Annotated in this window: 16 protein-coding genes; 5 read left to right on the plus strand and 11 right to left on the minus strand. The window is 69.5% G+C overall.

Going from position 1 to position 19,691, the window contains the following annotated elements:
• Nucleotides 1-145 precede the first annotated feature (145 nt).
• Entirely contained in the window at nucleotides 146-1,201 is a 1,056-nt protein-coding gene (locus tag IU476_RS15895) for an NAD(P)-dependent alcohol dehydrogenase (RefSeq protein WP_195100837.1), read from the plus strand.
• Here IU476_RS15895 and IU476_RS15900 read toward each other — a convergent pair.
• The gene (locus IU476_RS15900; RefSeq protein WP_195100838.1) at nucleotides 1,168-2,475 is read right to left on the minus strand and encodes a phthiocerol/phthiodiolone dimycocerosyl transferase family protein; all 1,308 of its coding nucleotides are present in this window, start codon (nucleotides 2,473-2,475) and stop codon (nucleotides 1,168-1,170) included. The two genes, IU476_RS15895 and IU476_RS15900, sit on opposite strands and share 34 nt — an antisense overlap.
• Nucleotides 2,476-2,591: 116 nt before the next feature.
• On the opposite strand from IU476_RS15900, the gene IU476_RS15905 reads away from it, so the two are divergent.
• Together IU476_RS15905 and IU476_RS15910 are read left to right on the plus strand one after the other, a co-directional pair.
• Nucleotides 2,592-3,161 carry a TetR/AcrR family transcriptional regulator gene (locus IU476_RS15905; protein ID WP_195100839.1) on the plus strand — a complete coding sequence of 190 codons (570 nt, stop codon included), beginning with the start codon at nucleotides 2,592-2,594 and terminating at the stop codon, nucleotides 3,159-3,161.
• 201 nt (nucleotides 3,162-3,362) lie between these two features.
• A complete protein-coding gene (locus IU476_RS15910; protein ID WP_228823676.1) occupies nucleotides 3,363-3,956 on the plus strand; it encodes a DUF8020 domain-containing protein in 594 nt (197 codons plus the stop codon).
• Between the two features lie 54 nt (nucleotides 3,957-4,010).
• On the opposite strand, the gene IU476_RS15915 is transcribed toward IU476_RS15910, so the two are convergent.
• The 5 genes from IU476_RS15915 to aceA form a co-directional block, all read right to left on the minus strand.
• Nucleotides 4,011-4,871: an esterase/lipase family protein gene (locus IU476_RS15915; RefSeq protein ID WP_324194072.1), complete on the minus strand. Its 861-nt coding sequence runs from the start codon at nucleotides 4,869-4,871 to the stop codon at nucleotides 4,011-4,013.
• Nucleotides 4,872-5,079: 208 nt separating this feature from the next.
• Nucleotides 5,080-5,265, minus strand: a complete 186-nt coding sequence (locus IU476_RS15920; protein ID WP_195100842.1) for an antitoxin — start codon at nucleotides 5,263-5,265, stop codon at nucleotides 5,080-5,082.
• A 54-nt stretch (nucleotides 5,266-5,319) separates the two neighbouring features.
• Complete coding sequence (gene metE / locus IU476_RS15925; RefSeq protein ID WP_195100844.1) at nucleotides 5,320-7,617, minus strand: 5-methyltetrahydropteroyltriglutamate--homocysteine S-methyltransferase; 2,298 nt, start codon at nucleotides 7,615-7,617, stop codon at nucleotides 5,320-5,322.
• Nucleotides 7,618-7,790: 173 nt separating this feature from the next.
• A complete protein-coding gene (locus tag IU476_RS15930; protein ID WP_195100846.1) occupies nucleotides 7,791-8,666 on the minus strand; it encodes a 3-hydroxybutyryl-CoA dehydrogenase in 876 nt (291 codons plus the stop codon).
• Between the two features lie 237 nt (nucleotides 8,667-8,903).
• Nucleotides 8,904-10,190, minus strand: a complete 1,287-nt coding sequence (aceA, locus tag IU476_RS15935) for an isocitrate lyase (protein ID WP_195100848.1) — start codon at nucleotides 10,188-10,190, stop codon at nucleotides 8,904-8,906.
• Nucleotides 10,191-10,691: 501 nt separating this feature from the next.
• Between aceA and IU476_RS15940 the strand changes: the two genes are divergently transcribed.
• Nucleotides 10,692-11,825, plus strand: coding sequence for an alpha/beta hydrolase (locus tag IU476_RS15940; RefSeq protein WP_195100849.1), 1,134 nt, complete (start codon nucleotides 10,692-10,694; stop codon nucleotides 11,823-11,825).
• A 64-nt stretch (nucleotides 11,826-11,889) separates the two neighbouring features.
• On the opposite strand, the gene IU476_RS15945 is transcribed toward IU476_RS15940, so the two are convergent.
• The 5 genes from IU476_RS15945 to IU476_RS15965 all read right to left on the minus strand — a co-directional run bounded on the left by IU476_RS15945 (nucleotide 11,890) and on the right by IU476_RS15965 (nucleotide 16,497).
• The gene (locus IU476_RS15945) at nucleotides 11,890-14,673 is read right to left on the minus strand and encodes a molybdopterin-dependent oxidoreductase (RefSeq protein WP_195100850.1); all 2,784 of its coding nucleotides are present in this window, start codon (nucleotides 14,671-14,673) and stop codon (nucleotides 11,890-11,892) included.
• Nucleotides 14,670-15,527, minus strand: coding sequence for an FAD binding domain-containing protein (locus IU476_RS15950; protein ID WP_228823677.1), 858 nt, complete (start codon nucleotides 15,525-15,527; stop codon nucleotides 14,670-14,672). Before IU476_RS15950 ends, IU476_RS15945 begins: the two co-directional genes overlap by 4 nt.
• Before the next feature lie 71 nt (nucleotides 15,528-15,598).
• Nucleotides 15,599-15,817, minus strand: coding sequence for a hypothetical protein (locus tag IU476_RS15955; RefSeq protein ID WP_195100851.1), 219 nt, complete (start codon nucleotides 15,815-15,817; stop codon nucleotides 15,599-15,601).
• Nucleotides 15,818-15,874: 57 nt separating this feature from the next.
• Nucleotides 15,875-16,120, minus strand: a complete 246-nt coding sequence (locus tag IU476_RS15960) for a hypothetical protein (protein ID WP_195100852.1) — start codon at nucleotides 16,118-16,120, stop codon at nucleotides 15,875-15,877.
• Entirely contained in the window at nucleotides 16,117-16,497 is a 381-nt protein-coding gene (locus tag IU476_RS15965) for a hypothetical protein (protein WP_195100853.1), read from the minus strand. The genes IU476_RS15960 and IU476_RS15965 overlap by 4 nt, the downstream gene beginning before the upstream one ends.
• A gap of 304 nt (nucleotides 16,498-16,801) precedes the next feature.
• On the opposite strand from IU476_RS15965, the gene IU476_RS15970 reads away from it, so the two are divergent.
• Entirely contained in the window at nucleotides 16,802-19,606 is a 2,805-nt protein-coding gene (locus IU476_RS15970) for a tetratricopeptide repeat protein (protein ID WP_195100854.1), read from the plus strand.
• Nucleotides 19,607-19,691 lie beyond the last annotated feature (85 nt).

Below are 19,691 nucleotides of genomic sequence, written 5' to 3' on the forward strand. Positions count from 1 at the left end.
CGCCTCGAACACACCCGTCGGGCCCCGGCGATTGTGTTTCTATATGTAGCAGCACGGCGGGCCGGGCGTGTCGCTTCCCGTGATACCTGTTTACCGCGACCGGGCCGTTTGCCAAAGTAAACAATGCGGGAGTAGGCATGAAAGCATGACCACGACCGCTGCCGCTTATGCCGTCTCGTCGCCCGAGGGGCCGTTCACGAAGACCACGATCGAGCGCCGCGACCTGGGGCCGCACGATGTGCTGATCGACATCAAATACGCGGGCATCTGCCATTCCGATATCCACACCGCCCGCGACGAGTGGCACGGCACCAGCTATCCGTGCGTGCCCGGCCACGAGATCGCGGGCATCGTCGCCGCGGTCGGGTCCGCGGTGACCAAGCACAAGGTCGGCGACCGGGTCGGCGTCGGCTGCATGGTCGACTCGTGCGGCGAGTGCGGGCCGTGCGTCGCGGGCGAGGAGCAGTACTGCACCCGCGACGCCGTCATGACCTACAACACCAAGGTGCCCGAGGAGATCCAGCCCGGCGGCCACACCTTCGGCGGCTACTCCACCCAGGTGGTGGTCACCGAGCATTTCGTGCTGTCGATTCCGGAGGGCATCGGCCTCGACGTGGCCGCGCCGCTGCTGTGCGCGGGCGTCACCCTGTTCTCGCCGCTGCGGCACTGGAACGCGGGCCCGGGCAAGAAGGTCGCGATCATCGGCATGGGCGGGCTCGGGCACATCGGCGTCAAGATCGCCGCGGCGCTCGGGGCGGAGGTGACGGTGCTGAGCCACTCGCTGAGCAAGCAGGAGGACGGGCGCCGCTTCGGCGCCCACCACTACTACGCCACCAGCGAGAAGGAGACCTTCCGGCAGCTGCGCGGCGAATTCGACCTGATCCTCAACACCGTCTCCGCCGATCTCCCGATCGACCGGTACATGAAGCTGCTGAACCTCGACGGCACCCTGGTGATCCTCGGCCTGCCCGACAACGCGCTGCAGGTGAAGCCCTTCACCCTCGCCGGGTTCCGCCGCTCGCTGGCCGGCTCGATGATCGGCGGCATCCCGCAGACCCAGGAGATGCTGAACTTCTGCGCCGAGCACGGCATCGGCGCCGAGATCGAGGTCATCTCCGCCGACCGCATCGACGAGGCCTACGACCGCGTGGTCGCCAGCGACGTTCGCTACCGCTTCGTCATCGACGCCGCCACCATGTGAGCCGACCCCGCGCCGACGTGGTGCAGCAGCTCGGTCAGGGCCCGGCGGACCTCGCCCATCTGCTCGCGGCTGTGGTCGGCGGTGTCGTATTCGACCTGAACCGTGAGCCGGCCGTCGAGGGTGAAGGCGGTCAGCTTGGGCGGCATGCCCGGGTTCATCGCGAAGACGTTGTCCCGCAACACCCGAACGCTGTCGGGGACCGGATGCGCGGGCAGCCGACCGATATTGGACAGCGCGATACTGGGCTGACCGGCGAGCAGCGCCGCGGTCTGTTCGTCGCGAATGTGCCTGGCCGCCAAGGCCATTCGCGCCGGATCGCGGCGGTCGAGCGCGGCCCGCACGTCGGCGTCCACGATCCGGCCGAGTGCCACCGGGTCCGCGTCCGGCGCCACCGCCAGCAGCGTTCCCCAGCCCGAGGCGCAGTTCAGCACGGTGTCGTCGGACAGCCGCGGATCCAGCGCGGCACGCAGGTCCGCCGCGTAGCCGCACACCATCGACAGCACGCCGGGCGCGTCGAGCCGCCCGCGCACGGCCCGCACCGCGCACCCGCTGAGCAGGCTGTTGACGGAGATCTCGGCGGCGCGCGCGGCCGCCACGAACGCCGCGGTCTCCCGCTGCCCCAGTTCGACGCGCTCGGCCGCGAGGAAGCCGCGCACCGCGCCGACGCTCGCCGACTTCGGCAGGCGCGCAGGCGGTTCGGTCAGCATCGAGCGCATCCGGTCGAGCAGTTCCTCGACCTCGGCGGCGGTGATCGTGGCGGCCAGCCGCTCGTCCACGGCCTGCGGCAGCTCGGCGGGCGCCTCGACCGGAATCGGCGCACCGTGCACCCGCGCCGTGTAGCGCCGCCACATCTCGTCCAGGATCGCGAAAGCCGAACGGCCGTCGGCGATTCCGTGATGGATCACCAGCACCACCCGGCTCTGCTCGCCGTCGCGCAGCAGCACCCCGCGGAACAGCGCACCGCTCCAGTCCTGCGGCTCGTTCACCAGGCGGACGTATTCGATCTCACCGCCCGCCGCGACCTCCAGCGGCGGCCTCGGATCGGGCGTGCGGCGCAGCACCGGCACACCGCCGTCATCGACGTGCACGCTGCCGAGCAGCGGATGCCGCGCGGCCAATTCGGCCAGCACCGCGCGTAGGACATCGGCGTCGAGTTCGCCCTCGACGGTCGATCCGATGAACAGCGGCATGCCGCCGACCGGCACGGACCCGAAGCGGGCGTCGGCGCGGAAGTAGCCGGATTCGAACAGGGACAGCGGGCGCTGAGTGGTCATCGGACACCTCTCGGATCGGTTCGGGAGCACCACCCCGAACCATACAAGCGTTTCAAACGTTTGTCACAAACATGCGTATGAAACATCTGTCACTCCGGGCTTGCTACCCTGCCGACGTGGGAACACGCGACGATCTCCTGGCCGCGGCCAAGCAGTGCCTGGCCGAGCGCGGCTATGCCCGGACCACGGTGCGCGACATCGTGTCCGCTTCGGGCAGTAATCTCGCCGCGATCAACTACCACTTCGGCACCCGCGACGCCCTGCTGAATCAGGCGATGGTCGAATCGACGACCGAGGCCGTCCAGCGGATCCTGGACGCGACCACGGCCGGCGACGCCGCCGAGCCGGACGGCCGCCTGGCCGCCTTCCTGCGGCAGCTGACGATCACCTTCACCGAAGATCGCGCGCTGTGGGCGGCCAATATCGAAAGTCTCGCGCAGGCATTGCATTCCGGCGACGTGCGAAACGAATTGTCCGCCAAGCAACTGGACGCGCGGCGCTCGCTGGCGGGCATGCTGCTGCCCGACGAATCAGACCCCGACGACGATATCGGCGCGGTGCTGCTCACACTGCTCGACGGAATGCTGATCCAGTGGCTGCTGGCCCCGTCGGTCGCGCCGGATCCGGACCGGCTCGTGGCGGGCCTGCGCGGCATTGTGCGCGCCATAGACGCGCGGAAGCGATAGCGCCGGAAGGCGTTTCGACAGCCCCGGAACAGCGCCCCCATTTCTGGGGGCACGCAATCATATTCGTCCCCCCTCGTGGGAACCCGCTGCGCGACAGGGCAATCCAATTGCCCTATGGTCTTACCCGGTCGCCCATCCGGGGTGGACAAGTGGGAGGAATTCACCAGAATGAAGTTCGGAAAGATCACTGCTACCGTTTTCATGGCGATTGCCGCCACGGGAATCACCGCGGCAACCGCGCACGGCGAGTCGGCGACGGTCAACGAACAGCCGGCGGCAGTGACGGCGGGGGATGCGACTTCCGGCGTCGATCACGGCGTCAATTACCACACCACCGTTTCGCCGGTGGATCGCGCGATCACCACCACCGTCGAGAACGGCCGGTTCGAGGTGGCGCAGAACGGCGCGGTGGTACTGCGCGCCGCGGACGGCTCGACGCTCGCCGAACTGCCGCAGACCTACGAGCTCGGCGGCCGCTCGATCCCGATCGCCCAGCTGGTCGCCGCCGACGGGCACGAGGTGACGCTGACGCCGCGGCCGACCGCCGAGGACATCACCGAGCTGAAGCACATCGGCGCCATCGACAACCTGCGCGACCAGGTCATCAAGAACGGTGTCGGCGTGATTCTCGGCGTCATCGTGGGCGGCTTCATCGGCGCCCTGCTCGGCTTCGGCATCCTGTCGCTGATCACCGCGCCCATCGGCTGGGTCGTCGGCGGTATCGCCGGCGGCTACATCCAGGGCGGCCAGGAATTCCTGGACGCCGTGCAGGCGGCCGCGACCGGCCAGCCGTGAATCGCACGCAGCTGAATTGAAAAGCGCCCGGGCATTGCCCGGGCGCTTTTTCGTTCATCCGGTACAGCGCGATCCGGTGAACGACGGATCCAACGCCCGCTGCACTATCTGGATCACCGCGGGTGAGCGCAGTAATCGCCCGTGGTCGAAAGTGTCGCTCGCGCACACGCTCTGGACCCAGACATTGTCGACCAGCGCGCCCGGCCCGGCGGTCAGGAAAGTCGCCTCCGGCGGCGTCGACATCTCGTCGAACCGGCTGGCGACCACCGTGTAGCGAACACCGGGCTCGGTGTCGCCGTCGGCATTCAGCGCGCGCAGGAATTCGCTCCCCACGACCTGTTGCGCGGCCGCCCGGCCGAGCACCCGCGCCACGATCTCCGTGCCCGGATCCGACGCGCTGCCGGAGGGCAGCAGATAGCCGAGATTACTGGCGGTCGTGCCGTGATTGGTGGCGCCGACGGTGATCAACTGATCCACCGAATTCCGCTCGGGCTCGGCACGATTCACCCCGCCGCCGAAACGCATGTACTGGCGCGCCACCAGGCCGCCCTGCGAATGCGCGACGATATCGACGTGCGCCGCCCGGGTGGCCTCGCGGACCCGTCCGACGAATTCCCCCAATTCCGCGGCCGAGGCGCGGATGTCGGCGGTTCCGTAGACCCCCGGCTGCGCCCCGTACGCACTCGACGCGTCACGTCCGTAGTTGAGCGTGAAGACGCAGTACCCCGCCGCGGACAGCCTGGGCGCCAGCACATCCCAGCTGTTCTGGTTCCCCCAGGTGCCGTGCACGAGCACCACCGGCGCGGGGTGCGCGGCCGACGGCCGACATTGCCAATCATTCGCCCCCGGTGGCGAAGTGCTCCCGTCCCGCACCGGCTCGACGACCGGCGGCGGTTCCGCGGAGGCTGCACTCACCCCCAATACCGTGCACAAACCCAACGTGGAAAGCAGCACGGCCAGCGAACGCATCACCCATCCCTTCCACCGCGAAGAGGAGTAGCAGATCGTTAGCCGATGCTATGCCGGGGTGCTCGGAAATCGGTGCAGGCGGGGCCGGACGGTGGTCCGAATACGCGGAACGGCGGCCCGGATGCGTCATCCGGACCGCCGTGTCGGTCTGCTGCTACTTGTGGCCCTGCTCGCGCAGCGTCTTCTTGGCCGCGTCCTGCGCCTTGTCGACATGCTCGGCGTACTTGCCGCCGGTCTGCTTGTCGATGGCGTCACCGACCTTGTCGATCACCGGATCGAGCTTGTCGGCGTGCTTGCCGGCCAGGTCGGCAGCCTTCTTCAGCTGGTCGAACATTCCCATGACCACATCTCCCGTCGCGAAACTGGTCCGTTCAGGCTAACCCGCGGCGACCGCCTACCGCTCGGCCCGCCGCCGCACCCGGCGCGCCGCCGCGACCAGGTTGCGCAGCGAGGGCTCGAGCTGCCAGTGGTGGCGGGTCTTCAAGCCGCCGTCGGGATTCGCCCACAGGCGCTCCGGCGTCACGGCTTCGGCCGCCGCGGTGAGCAGTTCGTCGAGCTCGTCGATGTCGGGGATGCGCGCCGAACGGCTCTCGTACACACCGGGACCCACGCCGTGGGACAGGCCCTGCCCCTCCTCGGCGTCCTCCCGCAGCGCCTTCACCACCCACTCGATGGAGCGGGTGGCGACGATCGCGGTGACGTCGGCGTCCAGTTCCTCGATCGCCCGCACGATCTCGGCCCGCCCGGAATACGCGATGTGCGTGTGGATCTGGGTCTCCGGCCGCACGCCCGAGGTGGCCAGCCGGAACGCGTTCACCGCCCAGCGCAGGTACTCGGTGCGCCCGTCGGGCCGCAGCGGCAGCAGTTCGCGCACGGCCGGCTCGTCGACCTGGATGATCGACACCCCGGCCTTCTCCAGGTCGGCCAGCTCGTCGCGGATCGCCAGCGCCACCTGGTCCGCGGTCTCGTACAGCGGCTGGTCCTGCCGCACGAACGAGCGCGCCACCATCGTGACCGGGCCCGTCACAATGCCTTTCACCGGTTTGTCGGTGAGCGACTGGGCGTAGGTGATCCAGTCCACCGACATCGGCTGCGGCCGCGCCACGTCGCCGTAGAGGATCGGCGGCCGCACGCAACGCGACCCGTACACCTGCACCCAGCCGAAGTGGGTGGTGGCGAAGCCGTCCAGCAGTTCGGCGAAGTACTGGATCATGTCGTTGCGCTCGTGCTCGCCGTGCACCAGCACGTCCAGGCCGATGTCCTCCTGCAACCGGATGGTCGACTCGATCTCGGCCTCGATGCGCTTGCGGTACTCCTCGTAGGACAGCCGTCCCTCGCCGAGTTCGTAGCGGGCCTGGCGGACCGCGGCGGGCTGCGGGAACGAGCCCAGCGTCGTCGCGGGCACCACGGGCAGATTCAGCTTCTCGCGCTGGGCTTCCCGGCGCACGGCGTAGGGCTCGCGCTCGCGCATCTGCGGCGTCACCGCGTAAACCCGTTGCCGCACCGCGTGTTTCTGCTTGAAGTGCACCTCGGCGGGGCGTCGCCGCCATTTCTCCGACGGGCCCTCCGTGAGCGCCTTCGCCAGCGAAACCACCTCGAGCACTTTCTGTTTCGCGAAGGCGAGGCGGTCGGCGACATTGCCGTCGATGTCGTATTCGACGAGCACGTCGTAGGGCACGTGCAGCAGCGTGGTGCCGGTGGACACCACCAGATCCGGGCAGACCTGCGCCAGCTCGTTGAGGTACTGGAGGGTCACGTAGCGGTCCGCGCGCCACACGTTGGTGCCGCTGATCACGCCCGCGTACAGCCGCTTGCGCCGGATGCCGGGAATCTTCGCCAGCTCCTCCGGCCGCATCCGGAAGCTCGCCAGGTCCAGGCCGATCGCCTCGACGGAGGTGCCCGCCAGGATGCGCACGGCCTCGCCGAAGTCGCCGTACTGGCCGGTGACCAGGATGCGCGGGCGCAGCGGCGCGGTCGAAAGTCGTTGGTAGGCCTGCTCGAACGCGGCCAGTTCCGCGGGTGTGCGGTCGCTGGTGAAGCACGGCTCGTCCAGCTGCACGCACGTCGAGCCGCGCTTGGCCAGGATCTCGAACAGCTCCTCGTAGACCGGGAGCAGGCGGTCCAGCAGGGTCAGCTGGTCGAACTCGGCCTCGCCCGGCACCTGGCCGGCCTTCGAGAGCAGCAGCAGTGACACCGGGCCGAGCACCACCGGGCGCTGCTCGATGCCGGCCGCCTTGGCCCGATCCCACTCGTCGAGCAGGGCCTCGGGGTGCAGCGAGAACTCCGTGTCGGCGTCCAGTTCCGGCTGGCGGTAGTGGTAGTTGGTGCCGAACAGGCGCACCAGTTCCAGCGGCGGCAGGTCCGGGCGGCCGCGCGCCATCAGGAAGTAGAAGTCCAGCGGGTGCAGGCCCTCGCGATAGGGCTCGAACCGCTTCGGGACCGCGCCGAACAGCAGCGCGTTGTCGAGAATGTGGTCGTAGAAGGAGAAGGTGTTGCCGGGCACCTGCGTCAGCCCGGCCGCGTGCAACTCGGCGAACTGGGTGTCCTGGATCTCGCGCCCCACCGCGAGCAGTTCCTCCCGCTCCAGCGAACCGCGCCAGTACGACTCCAGCGCGCGCTTGAGTTCCCGGTGCGGTCCGATCCTCGGGTAGCCGAGGATGCTCGATCCGAAGCCGTCGGTGATATTGACCATGAGCGGGACGCTCCTTCTCCAGCCGCGGGGTTCAGCCCGACCCATTTCGCAGCTTATGCCCGATGCGCGCGTTGTCTCGTTGTCGGGATCGAAGTGTTGCTCGGCCCCGAAAAGTTGTGGCCTCTCACATTTCCCGTGCTCACGGCCCCCTGGGCCGTGAGCACGGGAGCACGTCAGCGCTTGGGGTCGTACTGGTAGAAGCCCGCGCCGGTCTTCTTGCCCAGCAAACCTGCCTCGACCATACGCATGAGCAGCGGAGGAGCCGAGTAGAGCGGCTCCTTGAATTCGGCGTACATGGAGTCGGCGATGGACTTCACGGTGTCGAGGCCGACGAGGTCGGTGAGGGCGAGGGGGCCCATGGGGTGGGCGCAGCCGAGGACCATCGCCTTGTCGACGTCCTCCTTGGTCGCGAAGCCCGACTCGACCATCCGGATCGCGGACAGCAGGTACGGCACCAGCAGCGCGTTCACGACGAAACCGGAGCGGTCGGCGGAGCGCACGACCTGCTTGCCCAGCACCTCGGCCGCGAAGTTCTCCGCGCGCTTGGACACCGCCTCGCTGGTCTTGAGCGTGGTCACCAGCTCGACCAGGGGCAGCACCGGCACCGGGTTGAAGAAGTGCATGCCGACCACGCGGTCGGGGTTGGTGGTGGCCATCGCGATCTTCATGATCGGGATCGAGGAGGTGTTGGAGGCCAGCACCGCGTTCGGGTCGGTGACGACCTTGTCCAGCTCGGCGAAGATCGAGGTCTTCACCTCCTCGTTCTCCACGACCGCCTCGACCACCAGCTGGCGGTCGGCGAAGTCGCCCAGATCGGAGGTGAACCGTAGCCGCCACGCGGTCTGCTCGCGCTCCCGCTCGGTGATCTTGCCGCTGGACACGCCGCGGTCGAGCGAGCGCAGGATGCGGGCGCGGCCGGCGGCGGCCAGTTCCCGGGTCTGTTCGAACACGAGCACGTCGACGTGCGCCCGGGCGCACACCTCCGCGATTCCGGCGCCCATCTGTCCGGCGCCGATGATGCCGACGCGCTGAATCTTCTCGCTGCTCACGTCCCGCTCCTGCTGGTTGTGGTGGCTTGGGGAAACGTTATAAGGATGCCCTCCCCGCTGGGGCTGTTCAGCGGGAAGGGCGGACAAGCGCCCCGACGAAGGGGCACCTGGGCGGAGGCCGGGATCCGGGTGATGCGAACCGGATCCCGGCTCCCCCGCCCCGCCCGGAGCGACGCCGGGCGGGGCGGATGGGCAAGCCTGCCGAGTGGGCGAGAGCCTTTCAGCTCTCGTTGCCGCTCAGTGGAACTGGCCCTCCTCGGTCGAACCCTTCAGCGCGGTGGTCGAGCTCTCGGGGTCGACGGTGGTGGCGATGGCGTCGAAGTAGCCGGCGCCGACCTCACGCTGGTGCTTGGTGGCGGTGTAGCCGCGCTCCTCGGCCGCGAACTCGCGCTCCTGCAGGTCGACGTAGGCGGTCATGCCCTCGCGGGCGTAGCCGTAGGCCAGGTCGAACATCGAGTAGTTGAGCGCGTGGAAGCCCGCCAGGGTGATGAACTGGAACTTGAAGCCCATCGCGCCCAGCTCCTTCTGGAACTTGGCGATGGTGGCGTCGTCCAGGTGCTTCTTCCAGTTGAAGGACGGCGAGCAGTTGTAGGCCAGCAGCTGGTCGGGGAACTCGCTCTTGACCGACTCGGCGAACTTGCGGGCCAGCTCCAGGTCCGGGGTGCCGGTCTCCATCCAGATCAGGTCGGAGTACGGCGCGTAGGCCTTGGCACGCGCGATGCAGGGCTCGATGCCGTTCTTGACGTGGTAGAAGCCCTCGGCGGTGCGCTCACCGGTGATGAACGGCTGGTCGCGCTCGTCCACATCGGAGGTGATGAGGGTGGCGGCCTCGGCGTCGGTGCGGGCGATGACCACGGTCGGGGTGCCGGCCACGTCGGCGGCCAGGCGGGCGGAGGTCAGCGTGCGGATGTGCTGCGAGGTGGGGATGAGCACCTTGCCACCGAGGTGGCCGCACTTCTTCTCCGACGCCAGCTGGTCCTCCCAGTGGGTGCCGGCGGCGCCCGCGGCGATCATGGCCTTCTGCAGCTCGTAGACGTTCAGCGCGCCACCGAAGCCGGCCTCGCCGTCGGCGACGATCGGCACCAGCCAGTTGTCGACGGAGGTGTCGCCCTCGGCGCGGGAGATCTCGTCGGCGCGCAGCAGCGCGTTGTTGATGCGACGCACCACGGCCGGAACCGAGTTGGCCGGGTAGAGGCTCTGGTCCGGGTAGGTGTGGCCGGAGAGGTTCGCGTCGCCGGCGACCTGCCAACCGGACAGGTAGATGGCCTTCAGGCCGGCGCGGACCTGCTGCACGGCCATGTTGCCGGTCAGCGCGCCCAGGGCGTTGATGTACTCGCCGCTGTTGACCTGCTCCCACAGGATCTCCGCACCGCGACGCGCGAGGGTGTGCTCCTCGACGACGGTGCCCTGCAGCTTGGCGACCTGCTCAGCGGTGTAGTTACGGGTGATGCCCTTCCAGCGGGGGTTGGTGTCCCAATCCTGCTGGATTTCCGCAGCGGTCTTCGGGGTGCCGGCAGTCGACATCTCTGACTCCACTTCTTCGTTCGGTTCGTGTCCCAGGTCCGGAGATCCGTCGCGATGTCCGAACTCTGCTGGGGCAGCGATTTGCAGGCTTGCTATGCCCATCGGGTGTACTTCCACACGATGGCACACGGAAAAATCACCGTCTACCTGTTGCTACTGTGAATCTCTGCTAGCCGGACCAGGGCTTTTGCTAATTTTGCAAAATTTGCCCGGCAATTGCATGCCTAAAGTCTACTCCCGAGTAGGTCTGACATGGGGTTTTACGTAACGCCCGTACTGTTTCAGTGATGCCGGCCACCGACCGATTTCGCGGCCCGTCATTCCCGGCTGTGAGGACCTTCACAGAGCCGAGCGGGTGCGACCCGTGTGGGCCGCGCCACTGCGCGCGGTCCGGCACGCGCACCGGCGCGCCGGGGCTGGTGGTCAATTGACCGACTGCAAGACTGTTTCTCGCACCGCCAGGGGAGGGACCGGTGCCCCCGATCCGGCGAAAGGAACACCATGCGAAAACTGTGCGTAGCCGCGGTCACGGCCCTGTTGTCCGCGGCCGGACTCGCCGGCACGGCCGCGGCCGCGGATGCCCCGGTCGGCGTCGTCGAATCCGTCGAGCCGCTGTCGGCGCAGGCCACGCTGCCGGGCTCGGCGAGTTCCGAGCGCGTGCTCTACACGACCACCACCGTCGGCGACGCCCCGACCGTCGCCAGCGCCGCGGTGTACTTCCCGCCGGGCGAGCCGCCGGCGGGCGGCTGGCCGGTGGTGGCGTGGGCGCACGGCACGGTCGGCCTCGGCGATTCCTGTGCCTACAGCGTCGGCGGGCCCGGCGACGTCGAGCGCGACTGGGCGTACCTGGGCACCTGGCTGAGGCAGGGGTACGCCATCGTCGCCGCCGACTACGCCGGGCTGGGCACGCCGGGCGAGCACCCGTACCTCAACGGCGTGGTCGAGGCGCACAACGTGGTGGACGCGGTCAAGGCCGCGACGCGCCACTACTCCTCGGTCTCGAACAAGTGGGTCGTGATCGGTCAGTCGCAGGGCGGCGGCGCGGCCGTGAACACCGCGCGCTACGCCACCGCATTCGGCGGTCCCGAACTGGACTACCGCGGCGCGGTCGGCACGGGGGTGCCCGCCTACATCGAGGACATCTTCACCCCCATCGGCCCGGGTGTGCCGCCGGTGCAATTGAGTCCGCACAGCAGCGGGTACGCGCTGTACGTCCTGAACGGGCTGCGGACCACGCACCCGGAACTGAACATCGAGTCCTTCCTCAACGACGCCGGCCGCTATTGGCTCGAGCGGGCCCGCACCGACTGCCTGCTGTCGCTGGGTGACGAGTTGGCGGCGCGCAAGGTCGTGATCGGCGATCTGTTCACCCGCCCGCTGGCCGAGATCCCGGACTTCCACGGCGTGCTCGCCGGATACATGGGCCTGCCCGAATCCGGCTTCGACAAGCCCCTGTTCCTGGGCCAGGGCCTGCGCGACACCGACGTCATCACACCGGAGACGCTCCGATACGCGGCTGTGCTGTCGGCGAACGGGCAGCCCATGACGCTGAAGGTCTATCCGACCGACCACAGCGGGACGGTGAACGCGTCCCTGCCGGACTCGGTGCCGTTCGTGCAGGCGCTGTTCAGCTGAGGTCCGTGCGAGCGGCCGTACCGGACGGGGTAGGGATGTCGCTCCGGGCGACGACTGGAGCGCGCTAGCCGTGCTCCTCGGCCTCCTTCATCAGGGTCCAGATGTGGTCGGCGGTCAACGGGAGGGTGTGGGGGCGTAGGCCGATGGCGTCGCGGATGGCGTTGGCCAGGGCGGGGGCGACCGGATTGAAAGGTGACTCGCTCATCGACTTGGCGCCCAGCGGGCCGAGTTCGTCGGCGGTGTCGGCGAAGTGCACCTCGGTGCGCGGGATGTCCGCGTATTGCGGAATATGGTAGTGCCGCAAGGTTTTCGTGGTGACGATGCCCTCTTCGACCCGCATGTCCTCGTAGAGGGCGGTGCCGATCGCCTGCGCCACACCGCCTTCCACCTGACCGCGGCACTGGCGCGGGTTGAGCACCGTGCCCGCGTCGGCGGCGTGCACCGAACGGAGGATGCGCACCCGCCCCGTCTCGGTGTCGACCGCGACGCGAAAGGCCTGCACATTGAAGGCGACCGAACGTGGCGTGCCGTCGTGGGTGGCGGTGGCTCGTAAAGGCCCTTCGGCCAGCAACTCTCGCGCGGCCAGCAAGCGCCCGTCGAGGCGTTCCCGCAGCACCTCGCGCAAGCGCAGGCAGGCGGCGTGGACGGCCCGGCCCGCCACCACGATTCCGGTCGAGCCGAAGGCTCCGGTGTCGTATTCGGTGGCCTCGGTGTCGGCCTGCCGGATCACGATGCGCTCCGGTTCCGTGCCCAACGCCGCGGCCGCCAGCTGGGCGTGCACGGTGGTGGTGCCGTTGCCGAATTCGACTGTGCCCACCCGGATCTCGTAGCGGCCGTCCGCCAGCAGCTCCGCCGACGCGGTGGCGCGGTGCCCGCGCGGCGGAATCGTGGCGATCATCGCGACCGCCATACCCTCCCCGATTCGCCAGGGGGAACGCCCTTTTCGCGAAATATCGGGCGGCTCCGGTGAATGCACCGAATCCGCGGAGGGCGGTGCGCGGAGGGCGCGCTCGGCGAGGTCGAGGCATTGGTCCAGGCCGTAGCTGCCGAAGGTGAGGTCGTCGTCGCCGGAGCAGGTGCCGCCGATCAGGGCGTCACCGGGGGTGACCACGTTGCGGCGGCGAAAGTCGAACGGGCTCATGCCGAGTCGCCGGGCTAGCTCGTCGAGGGCGGATTCGATGCCGAAGCTCACCTGGCCGAGACCGTAGCCGCGGAAGGCGCCCGAAGGCACGTGGTTGGTGTAGACGGCCCGGCCGTCGACGCGTTTGGCGGCGCAGCGGTACAGCGCGACCGCCTCGCTCACGCCGTGGAAAAGCTCTCCCCCGCTGTGGTTTCCGTAGGCGCCCGCGTCCGCGAGCACGTCGACGGCCAGCGCGGTGAGCCGCCCGTCCGCGGTCGCGCCCGCGGTGACCTCGACCCGCATCGGGTGGCGGCAGGTGGCGGAGGTGAACTCGTCGGAGCGGGTGAATTCGTAGCGCACCGGACGGCCGGTGCGCAGCACGGCCAGCGCCACCAGATCCTCCGACAGCATCTCCTGCTTGGCGCCGAAGCCGCCGCCCACCCGCTTCGCGAACACCCGCACCCGCTCGCGCGCCAGCCCGAAGATCCGGCACAGCTCGTCGCGCACCAGGAACGGGACCTGCGTGCTGGTGCGGAGAACCAGGCGGCCGTGTTCGTCGAGCCACCCGACGCTGCCGTGCGTCTCCAGGTGCGCGTGTTGCACGCGGTGGGTCCGCCACACGCCGTGCACCACCTCGTCGGCCGCGGCCAGCCCCGCGTCGAGATCGCCCGTGCCGCCGTGCACCTCGGCGACAATGTTGCGGCGGCCGTCCGCGATGCGCGCCGAATCCGGCTTGTCCGCATGCAGTTTCGGTGCTTCCGGCGCCGTCGCGCGCACCGGGTCGAAGACGGCGGGCCGCGGCTCGTAGGTCACGCGCAGCGCCCGGCAGCCGGCTCGGGCGGCCTCCAGCGTCTCGGCGACGACGGCGGCCACCCGCTGCCCGGCGAATCGCACGACGCGGTCCAGCACCAGCGTGTCGTCCGGGTCGTCCTCACGGATCTCGTGCCGGGCGGTGGAGAACGGCACGGCCGGGCTGTCGGCGTGGGTCAGCACCGCCCGCACGCCCGGAATCGCCTCGGCCGCCGTGGCGTCGACCGAAACGATCCGGGCGTGGGGATGCGGGCTCGTCAGCACGGCCAGATGCAACGGCGGCGACGGTGGCGCGTCCATGGAGATATTCGTCGCCGCGCCGATGTCGGACGGCTCCGAATCCCCGGCCTCCTCGGTCCGCGAACGGATCCGATCCACCTCGCCCGCATCGATATCCATCGTGAACGGCTCGGTCCCCGTCACCACCCGCAAACCGGCCGGAGCGCGGGCAGATCGCACCTCGTCGGCACCGTTTCCCGCACCACCCAGCACCGCCTCACCGATCGCTCGATAACCGGTGCAGCGACACAGGTTTCCCTTCAGCAGCTCCGGGAGGTCTTCTGCGACAACGCCGTCCGGACGAGCGGATTCGAGATCGCAGGTCGTGACCACCATTCCCGCTGTGCAGAAACCACATTGGAACCCCGCCGCGTCGACGAACCGCCGCTGCACCGGGTGCGGGGCCTCCGGCGTGCCGAGACCGGCGGCCGTGGTGATCCGCGTCCCGTCCGCGCGGTGCGCCGGATAGACACAGGAGTGCACCGCGAGACCGTCGACGAGCACCGTGCACGCCCCGCAGTCCCCGGCATCGCACCCCTTCTTCACGGCGTATCGGCCGGTTTCGCGCAGCAGCGTGCGCAGGCATTGTCCCGGGCGGGGTCGCGTCTCGACGGCGACGCCGTCCACCTCGAATTTCACGATCGCCCCGCGGCCAACTCGGCCAGCACCTCGCGAGCGAGTACCGCCGACACGTGCCGCCGCCAAGCCGGGCTGCCGTGCGGATCGTCGTACCAGAGCGCCGAATCCATCCCGAAAACGGTTGCGTCAAGTTCGCTGGGTTGCGGCACACTGTCGAATTCCAGCACCAGCGGGCGCACCGTCGCGGCGCTGAACGTGAGCGCGCACCGCCCGTCGGCGTCCAACCGGCCCATCACCACGGCACCCGAACGCCCCAGCGGAGCCAGCGCGATCTTCCGAAAAGCCGTGCGGGACCGCATTTTCGCCGCTTCGACGTACACCGACCGCAACACCTCCCCCGGTGCCAGCACCGTCCGGCCGGGCCCGAGCACGAAGCGGGACAGCGGAATGCGCCACTCGGCGGACCCCGGCCCCCACACCGACGCCGTCGCATCCAACGCGACCAAGGCGGCCAGCACCGCGCCCGCCGGCAGCGCCAAGCACACATTCCCGCCGACGGTGGCCATGCGCCTGATCTTGTACGAGGCCACCAGAGCCCCGCAGGCCTGCGGAAACAGCGTCGCCGCCGACCACCCGGACGGCCACGCGCCCCCGCCGGACTTCCCTGTCGCACGCGCCACGGTCTCGAGTTCGGCCAGCGTGCAGGTGGCCGCGATCTCGAGACCGGCCGCTGTCGCGGTGAGCGCCGGCCAGCCCAGCGCCGTGATGTCCACGAGCCGCTCCAGCCGGTCCTGCGGCTCCGAATACAGCCAGGTGCCCCCGGCCAGCACCGCCGAATTCCCCGCCAGCGCAGCGAGATCCCCGCGTTCGCGGGCGACCACCAGTTCGCGGATCGTGTCCACGTCCACGAGCATCACCCTCTCCCGAACCCGGCTCCCGGGGCAACCCCGTACACCTACCCTAGAAGCCGTTGGTTGCGGGCTCGTTACTCGTCGGTGCCGGTCTGTCTGCGGCGTTCCCGCAACTCCCGGGCGCCCAGCAGTCCGGTACTGGTCACGAAGACCGTGACGGCCGACGCCCAGTCGCCCGAGACGACGCCGACGCCGGCCGCCAGCCCGGCGCTGAGCAATACCGCGAGCACCGGGTGCAGGGGTGAGCGCGGCGGCGGCAGATTCTCCTCGAAGGGTGTTTTCGGAGCATTCATTGTGAACCCCATTGGTCGACAATTCGGAAAAGGGATCGGAGTTTCGACTCACCGATTTCACGGTCGCGGCACACCGGCCGCACCGGTCGACACGGCGCCGCAGAACGGCTCACACGTGCGATAACCGGTGACGGCGGTCGTGCTGTATCGGCTCGTCGAATTCGCGGGCGCCTGCTCGGATTCGGCGGCGGACACGACGAGCATGACGCCGATCGCGAACACCACCGCGCCGAGAAAGAACCCGGCGGCCCACCCGAGCGTTCCGCGCGGCAGCGGAATGATCAGCGGGCCGAACAGAATCATCGCGGCGCTCCCGTCGTACAGGGCGGCACCGATTCCGGTTCGGGCGCCTCACCGTCCTCGCCGGATTCGTCGTCCGCGGTGATCCCGGCCGCGCGCAGGGCGAGCAGGCACAGCGCCTCGGTGAGGCTCAGTCCCAGCTCGGCCGCGAATACCGAGGCCACGTCGCTGTCCCAATCGCCGCCCTCATCCGGCAGTTCGAACATGACCATCTCCGCCAGCACCACCCCGGCCAGCGCCTGGTCGCGCGTGAAGCGGCGATCGGCCGGCAGGTACGACACCACCCACCGCCCGCGGTCCGGTCCCGGGAGATCGATGCGGAACGCGACCTCGAGGGCCACATCGCTCGTGATCAACCAGTCCGTGGCGACAATTCCCATGTGCGCATTTCCTTTCTCCCGTCGGCCGGTACGGTCGGGCCGAATACCTCAATGCTGACGAGACCGCGCGGCCTCGTCGATCACACTGCCCGGACATTTTCTTCACATCGGCCGAAGCACTTGACCAGGGAGAACACCGGCTGCTACCAAGGACGTATCACACTCGGATCGTCCGAACCGGGCACCGAATCCGGCACCGCGCCCGCGGATTCCGTTCCGGTGGCCCGGCCGGACACCTCGGGGGAGGCTTTCGGTGACTCGCGTCCGTTCCGATCAACCACGTAAACCGCGGCGGCCACGCGCGGTGGAAGACGTATACACCCGTTTCCGCGAACTCGGCCTGAGCGACCGCGAGATGCGCCGGCCGTTCGTCGACGAATTGCGGCAGCGGGGAATTCGCGCGCGGGCGGCCTGGCGCTACGCGAACAATTATTCGCAGGAGAACGTGTGCGATCTGTTCAACGACCTGTCCAACAGCGACACGATGAAACCGAGCCGCATCTCCGAATACGAGACCTGGCCGGGTGACGGCCCGAAGCCGAAGGGCGTGCGGCCCACCGCCGAGGTGCTCAGGAAACTGGCCACCGTCTACGGCACCACCTGGGACCAGCTGGTCGACCTCGCCGACCTGGACTACATGACCCCGGCCGAACAGCGCGAATACCGTGCGGCGGTGGCCGAGCACGACGCCGATCCGGCCGCCGTCCTGGTCGGCGACCTGCCGCCCGAGGTCACCGCCTTCACCGGCCGCGAGGACGCGAAAAACGAACTACAGCAACGTATTTCGGCACACGAGCGCGGCGGGGTGGCGGTGCACGTGATCGACGGCCCGCCCGGCGTCGGCAAGACCGCGCTGGCCCGCTACGCGGTGAGCGCCTTCGCCAAGCACTACCCCGACGGCACCATCTGGGCCGACCTGCTCGGCTACACCCCCGGCCGCGACCCCGCCGACCCGGCCGATCTGCTGGAGTGGCTGCTGTTGCAGATCAACGTCCCGCCCACCGCCATCGCGGCGGACGTGGGCCGCCGGGCCCGGCAGTGGCGCGAGGCGATGGCGACGCGGCGGATGCTCATCGTCCTCGACAATGCCGCCGACAGCGCGCAGGTCAAGGACCTGCTGCCGCAGGCGCGCGACTGCTTCGTCCTGGTCACCAGCCGCAAACGGCTCACCGGGCTGGCCGGCAGCGGGCCGGTGCACCCGTACCACCTCGACGGCATGCCGCTCGACGAGGCCGAACAGCTCCTGGTCAAACTCGCCAATCTGCGCGAGGGCTACGACCACGCCGCGGTGCGCCAGATCTCGGAGACCTCCGGCGGATTGCCGTTGGCGCTCAAGCTGATCGCGGGGCAGATCGCCCACCACGGCATCAACATGCTCGCCGACAGCGCCGCCGATTTCGCCGACCTGGCCGCCGAGATCCGGCGCACGCCGGTGGGCGCGGAGCGCCCCGAGTCCGCGGCCGAGCACATCCTGGAGCGCTTCTCCGCCGAGGACGAGTCGGTCGGCGCCGCGTTCGAGCTGTCCTACCAGCGGTTGCGCGAACCCGCGCTACAGGACGCCGTCCGCCTGGTCGGCTGGTTCCCGGGCACCGAGATCACCGCGCAGACCTTCGCGTGGCTGGCCGACGTGTCCGAGGCGTCGGCGAAGTTGTTGATACTCAAGCTGTGTGAGGCCGGCTTCCTCGATCCGCTGCCCGTGCCCGGCGACGACCTGCCGCCCGATCCCAGCGGCCCGCGCTACCGCATGCACGACATGCTGCGGCTGGGCGCGCAATTGCACGCCGAGCGCGAGGGTTCGGTGGAGGTGCGGGCCGCGCTCATCGACCGCCTGATCGAGCACGGGCTCGCCATCGCCCGCGGCGTGAACGCGATCCGGCCCTTCCACACGGTCGGCGTACGGCCGGTGCCCAATTCGCCGGACGAGTCCGCGCGCGCCCGCCGCTGGCTCTCCCAGGAGCAGGAGCTGCTCGTCGGCTGCCTCGAAATCGCCCGTCCCACACCGGAAGCCGCCGAGCTGGCCCGCTTGATGGCCGCGCATCTGTGCGGCCTGGGCTACTGGGAGGGCGCCGAGCGGCTCTACGGGCGCGCGCTCTCGATCGCGCGCACGATCGACGACCGCGCGGGGCAGGCGTGGGCGCTGCTGGGGCAGGGCCGGATGGCGCGGATGCGCGGCGCGCACGTCCAGGCCGAGCAGGCCTTCCTGGACGTGTGCGAGATCGCCGACGAACTCGGCGACCTGCGCTGTCTGGCCGAGGTGCAATGCGAGCGCGGCCATTCGGCGTGGATCACCGGCGAGCACGCCGACGCCCGCCACCACTTCAACGAGGCGCTGCGGATCGCCTGCGAGATCGGCTACCGGCCGACCCAGTGCGACGCCCTCGACGGGCTCGGCCGGGCGGGCCGGATGGCGTGCGACTACCGCGCCGCCGAGCGGTGGTCACAGGAGGCGCTGTCGATCGCCATCGAACTGGCCGATCCGGAGCGGGTGGGCACGGTGCAGTGGGGTTACGCCGAGGCCATCCTGCTGCACGGGGATCTGGACGGCGCGCGGCAGCACTACGTGTACGCGCTGCACATCGCGCGCAGCATCAATCACGTGAAGCTCGAGGGCGACGCCCTGCGCGGGCTGGGCTACATCGAATTGGAGACCGGCGGCACGGACGGCGCTCGACAGCATCTGACCAGCGCGTTGGACATGGCACGCCGCATCCAGGACCAGTACGGGGAGGGCTGGGCGCTCTCGGGCCTGGCCCGGCTCGCGCAGGCGGCGGGCAATCTCGAGCTGGCGCGCAACAACTTCCAATACGCCCTGCAACTGGCCAGGGAGGTGAAGGATCCGCTCGGCAAGGTCAACGCGCTGCGCGGGCTCGGTGACATCGAGTTGCAGCTGTCGACGCGCGACCCGGCGCGCTACGAACTCGCCGCCGGGTACTACCGCGATTCGATGGAGGTCGCCCAGCAGATCGGTCACCGGCGCGGGCGCGCCGACGCCCTGCACGGCCTGGGCCGGCTCGCCGCCGAGCACGGCCGCACCGACGAGGCGACCGGCTACCTGGCCACGGCCCGGGAACTCTACGAACGCATCGACATCCACGGGAAGGACTCGTGAGGTCGGCCACCCCGGTGCGGCTCTCATCCTGACGTGGCAGTGCCGTTCACCCGCACCGCGCGCGGTTACGCTCGGACGTGGAGTG

This window comes from Nocardia blacklockiae, assembly GCF_015477355.1.
In the GTDB taxonomy this organism is placed as follows: domain Bacteria; phylum Actinomycetota; class Actinomycetes; order Mycobacteriales; family Mycobacteriaceae; genus Nocardia; species Nocardia blacklockiae.

What these genes read in the sequence shown, in the direction of transcription:
- IU476_RS15895 (WP_195100837.1), top strand. Translation starts at nt 146, where the DNA reads ATGACCACGACCGCTGCCGCTTATGCCGTCTCGTCGCCCGAGGGGCCG.
- IU476_RS15900 (WP_195100838.1), bottom strand. Translation starts at nt 2,475, where the DNA reads ATGACCACTCAGCGCCCGCTGTCCCTGTTCGAATCCGGCTACTTCCGC.
- IU476_RS15910 (WP_228823676.1), top strand. Translation starts at nt 3,363, where the DNA reads ATGGCGATTGCCGCCACGGGAATCACCGCGGCAACCGCGCACGGCGAG.
- IU476_RS15920 (WP_195100842.1), bottom strand. Translation starts at nt 5,265, where the DNA reads ATGGGAATGTTCGACCAGCTGAAGAAGGCTGCCGACCTGGCCGGCAAG.
- metE (WP_195100844.1), bottom strand. Translation starts at nt 7,617, where the DNA reads ATGGTCAATATCACCGACGGCTTCGGATCGAGCATCCTCGGCTACCCG.
- aceA (WP_195100848.1), bottom strand. Translation starts at nt 10,190, where the DNA reads ATGTCGACTGCCGGCACCCCGAAGACCGCTGCGGAAATCCAGCAGGAT.
- IU476_RS15940 (WP_195100849.1), top strand. Translation starts at nt 10,692, where the DNA reads ATGCGAAAACTGTGCGTAGCCGCGGTCACGGCCCTGTTGTCCGCGGCC.
- IU476_RS15950 (WP_228823677.1), bottom strand. Translation starts at nt 15,527, where the DNA reads ATGCTCGTGGACGTGGACACGATCCGCGAACTGGTGGTCGCCCGCGAA.
- IU476_RS15955 (WP_195100851.1), bottom strand. Translation starts at nt 15,817, where the DNA reads ATGAATGCTCCGAAAACACCCTTCGAGGAGAATCTGCCGCCGCCGCGC.
- IU476_RS15960 (WP_195100852.1), bottom strand. Translation starts at nt 16,120, where the DNA reads ATGATTCTGTTCGGCCCGCTGATCATTCCGCTGCCGCGCGGAACGCTC.
- IU476_RS15965 (WP_195100853.1), bottom strand. Translation starts at nt 16,497, where the DNA reads ATGGGAATTGTCGCCACGGACTGGTTGATCACGAGCGATGTGGCCCTC.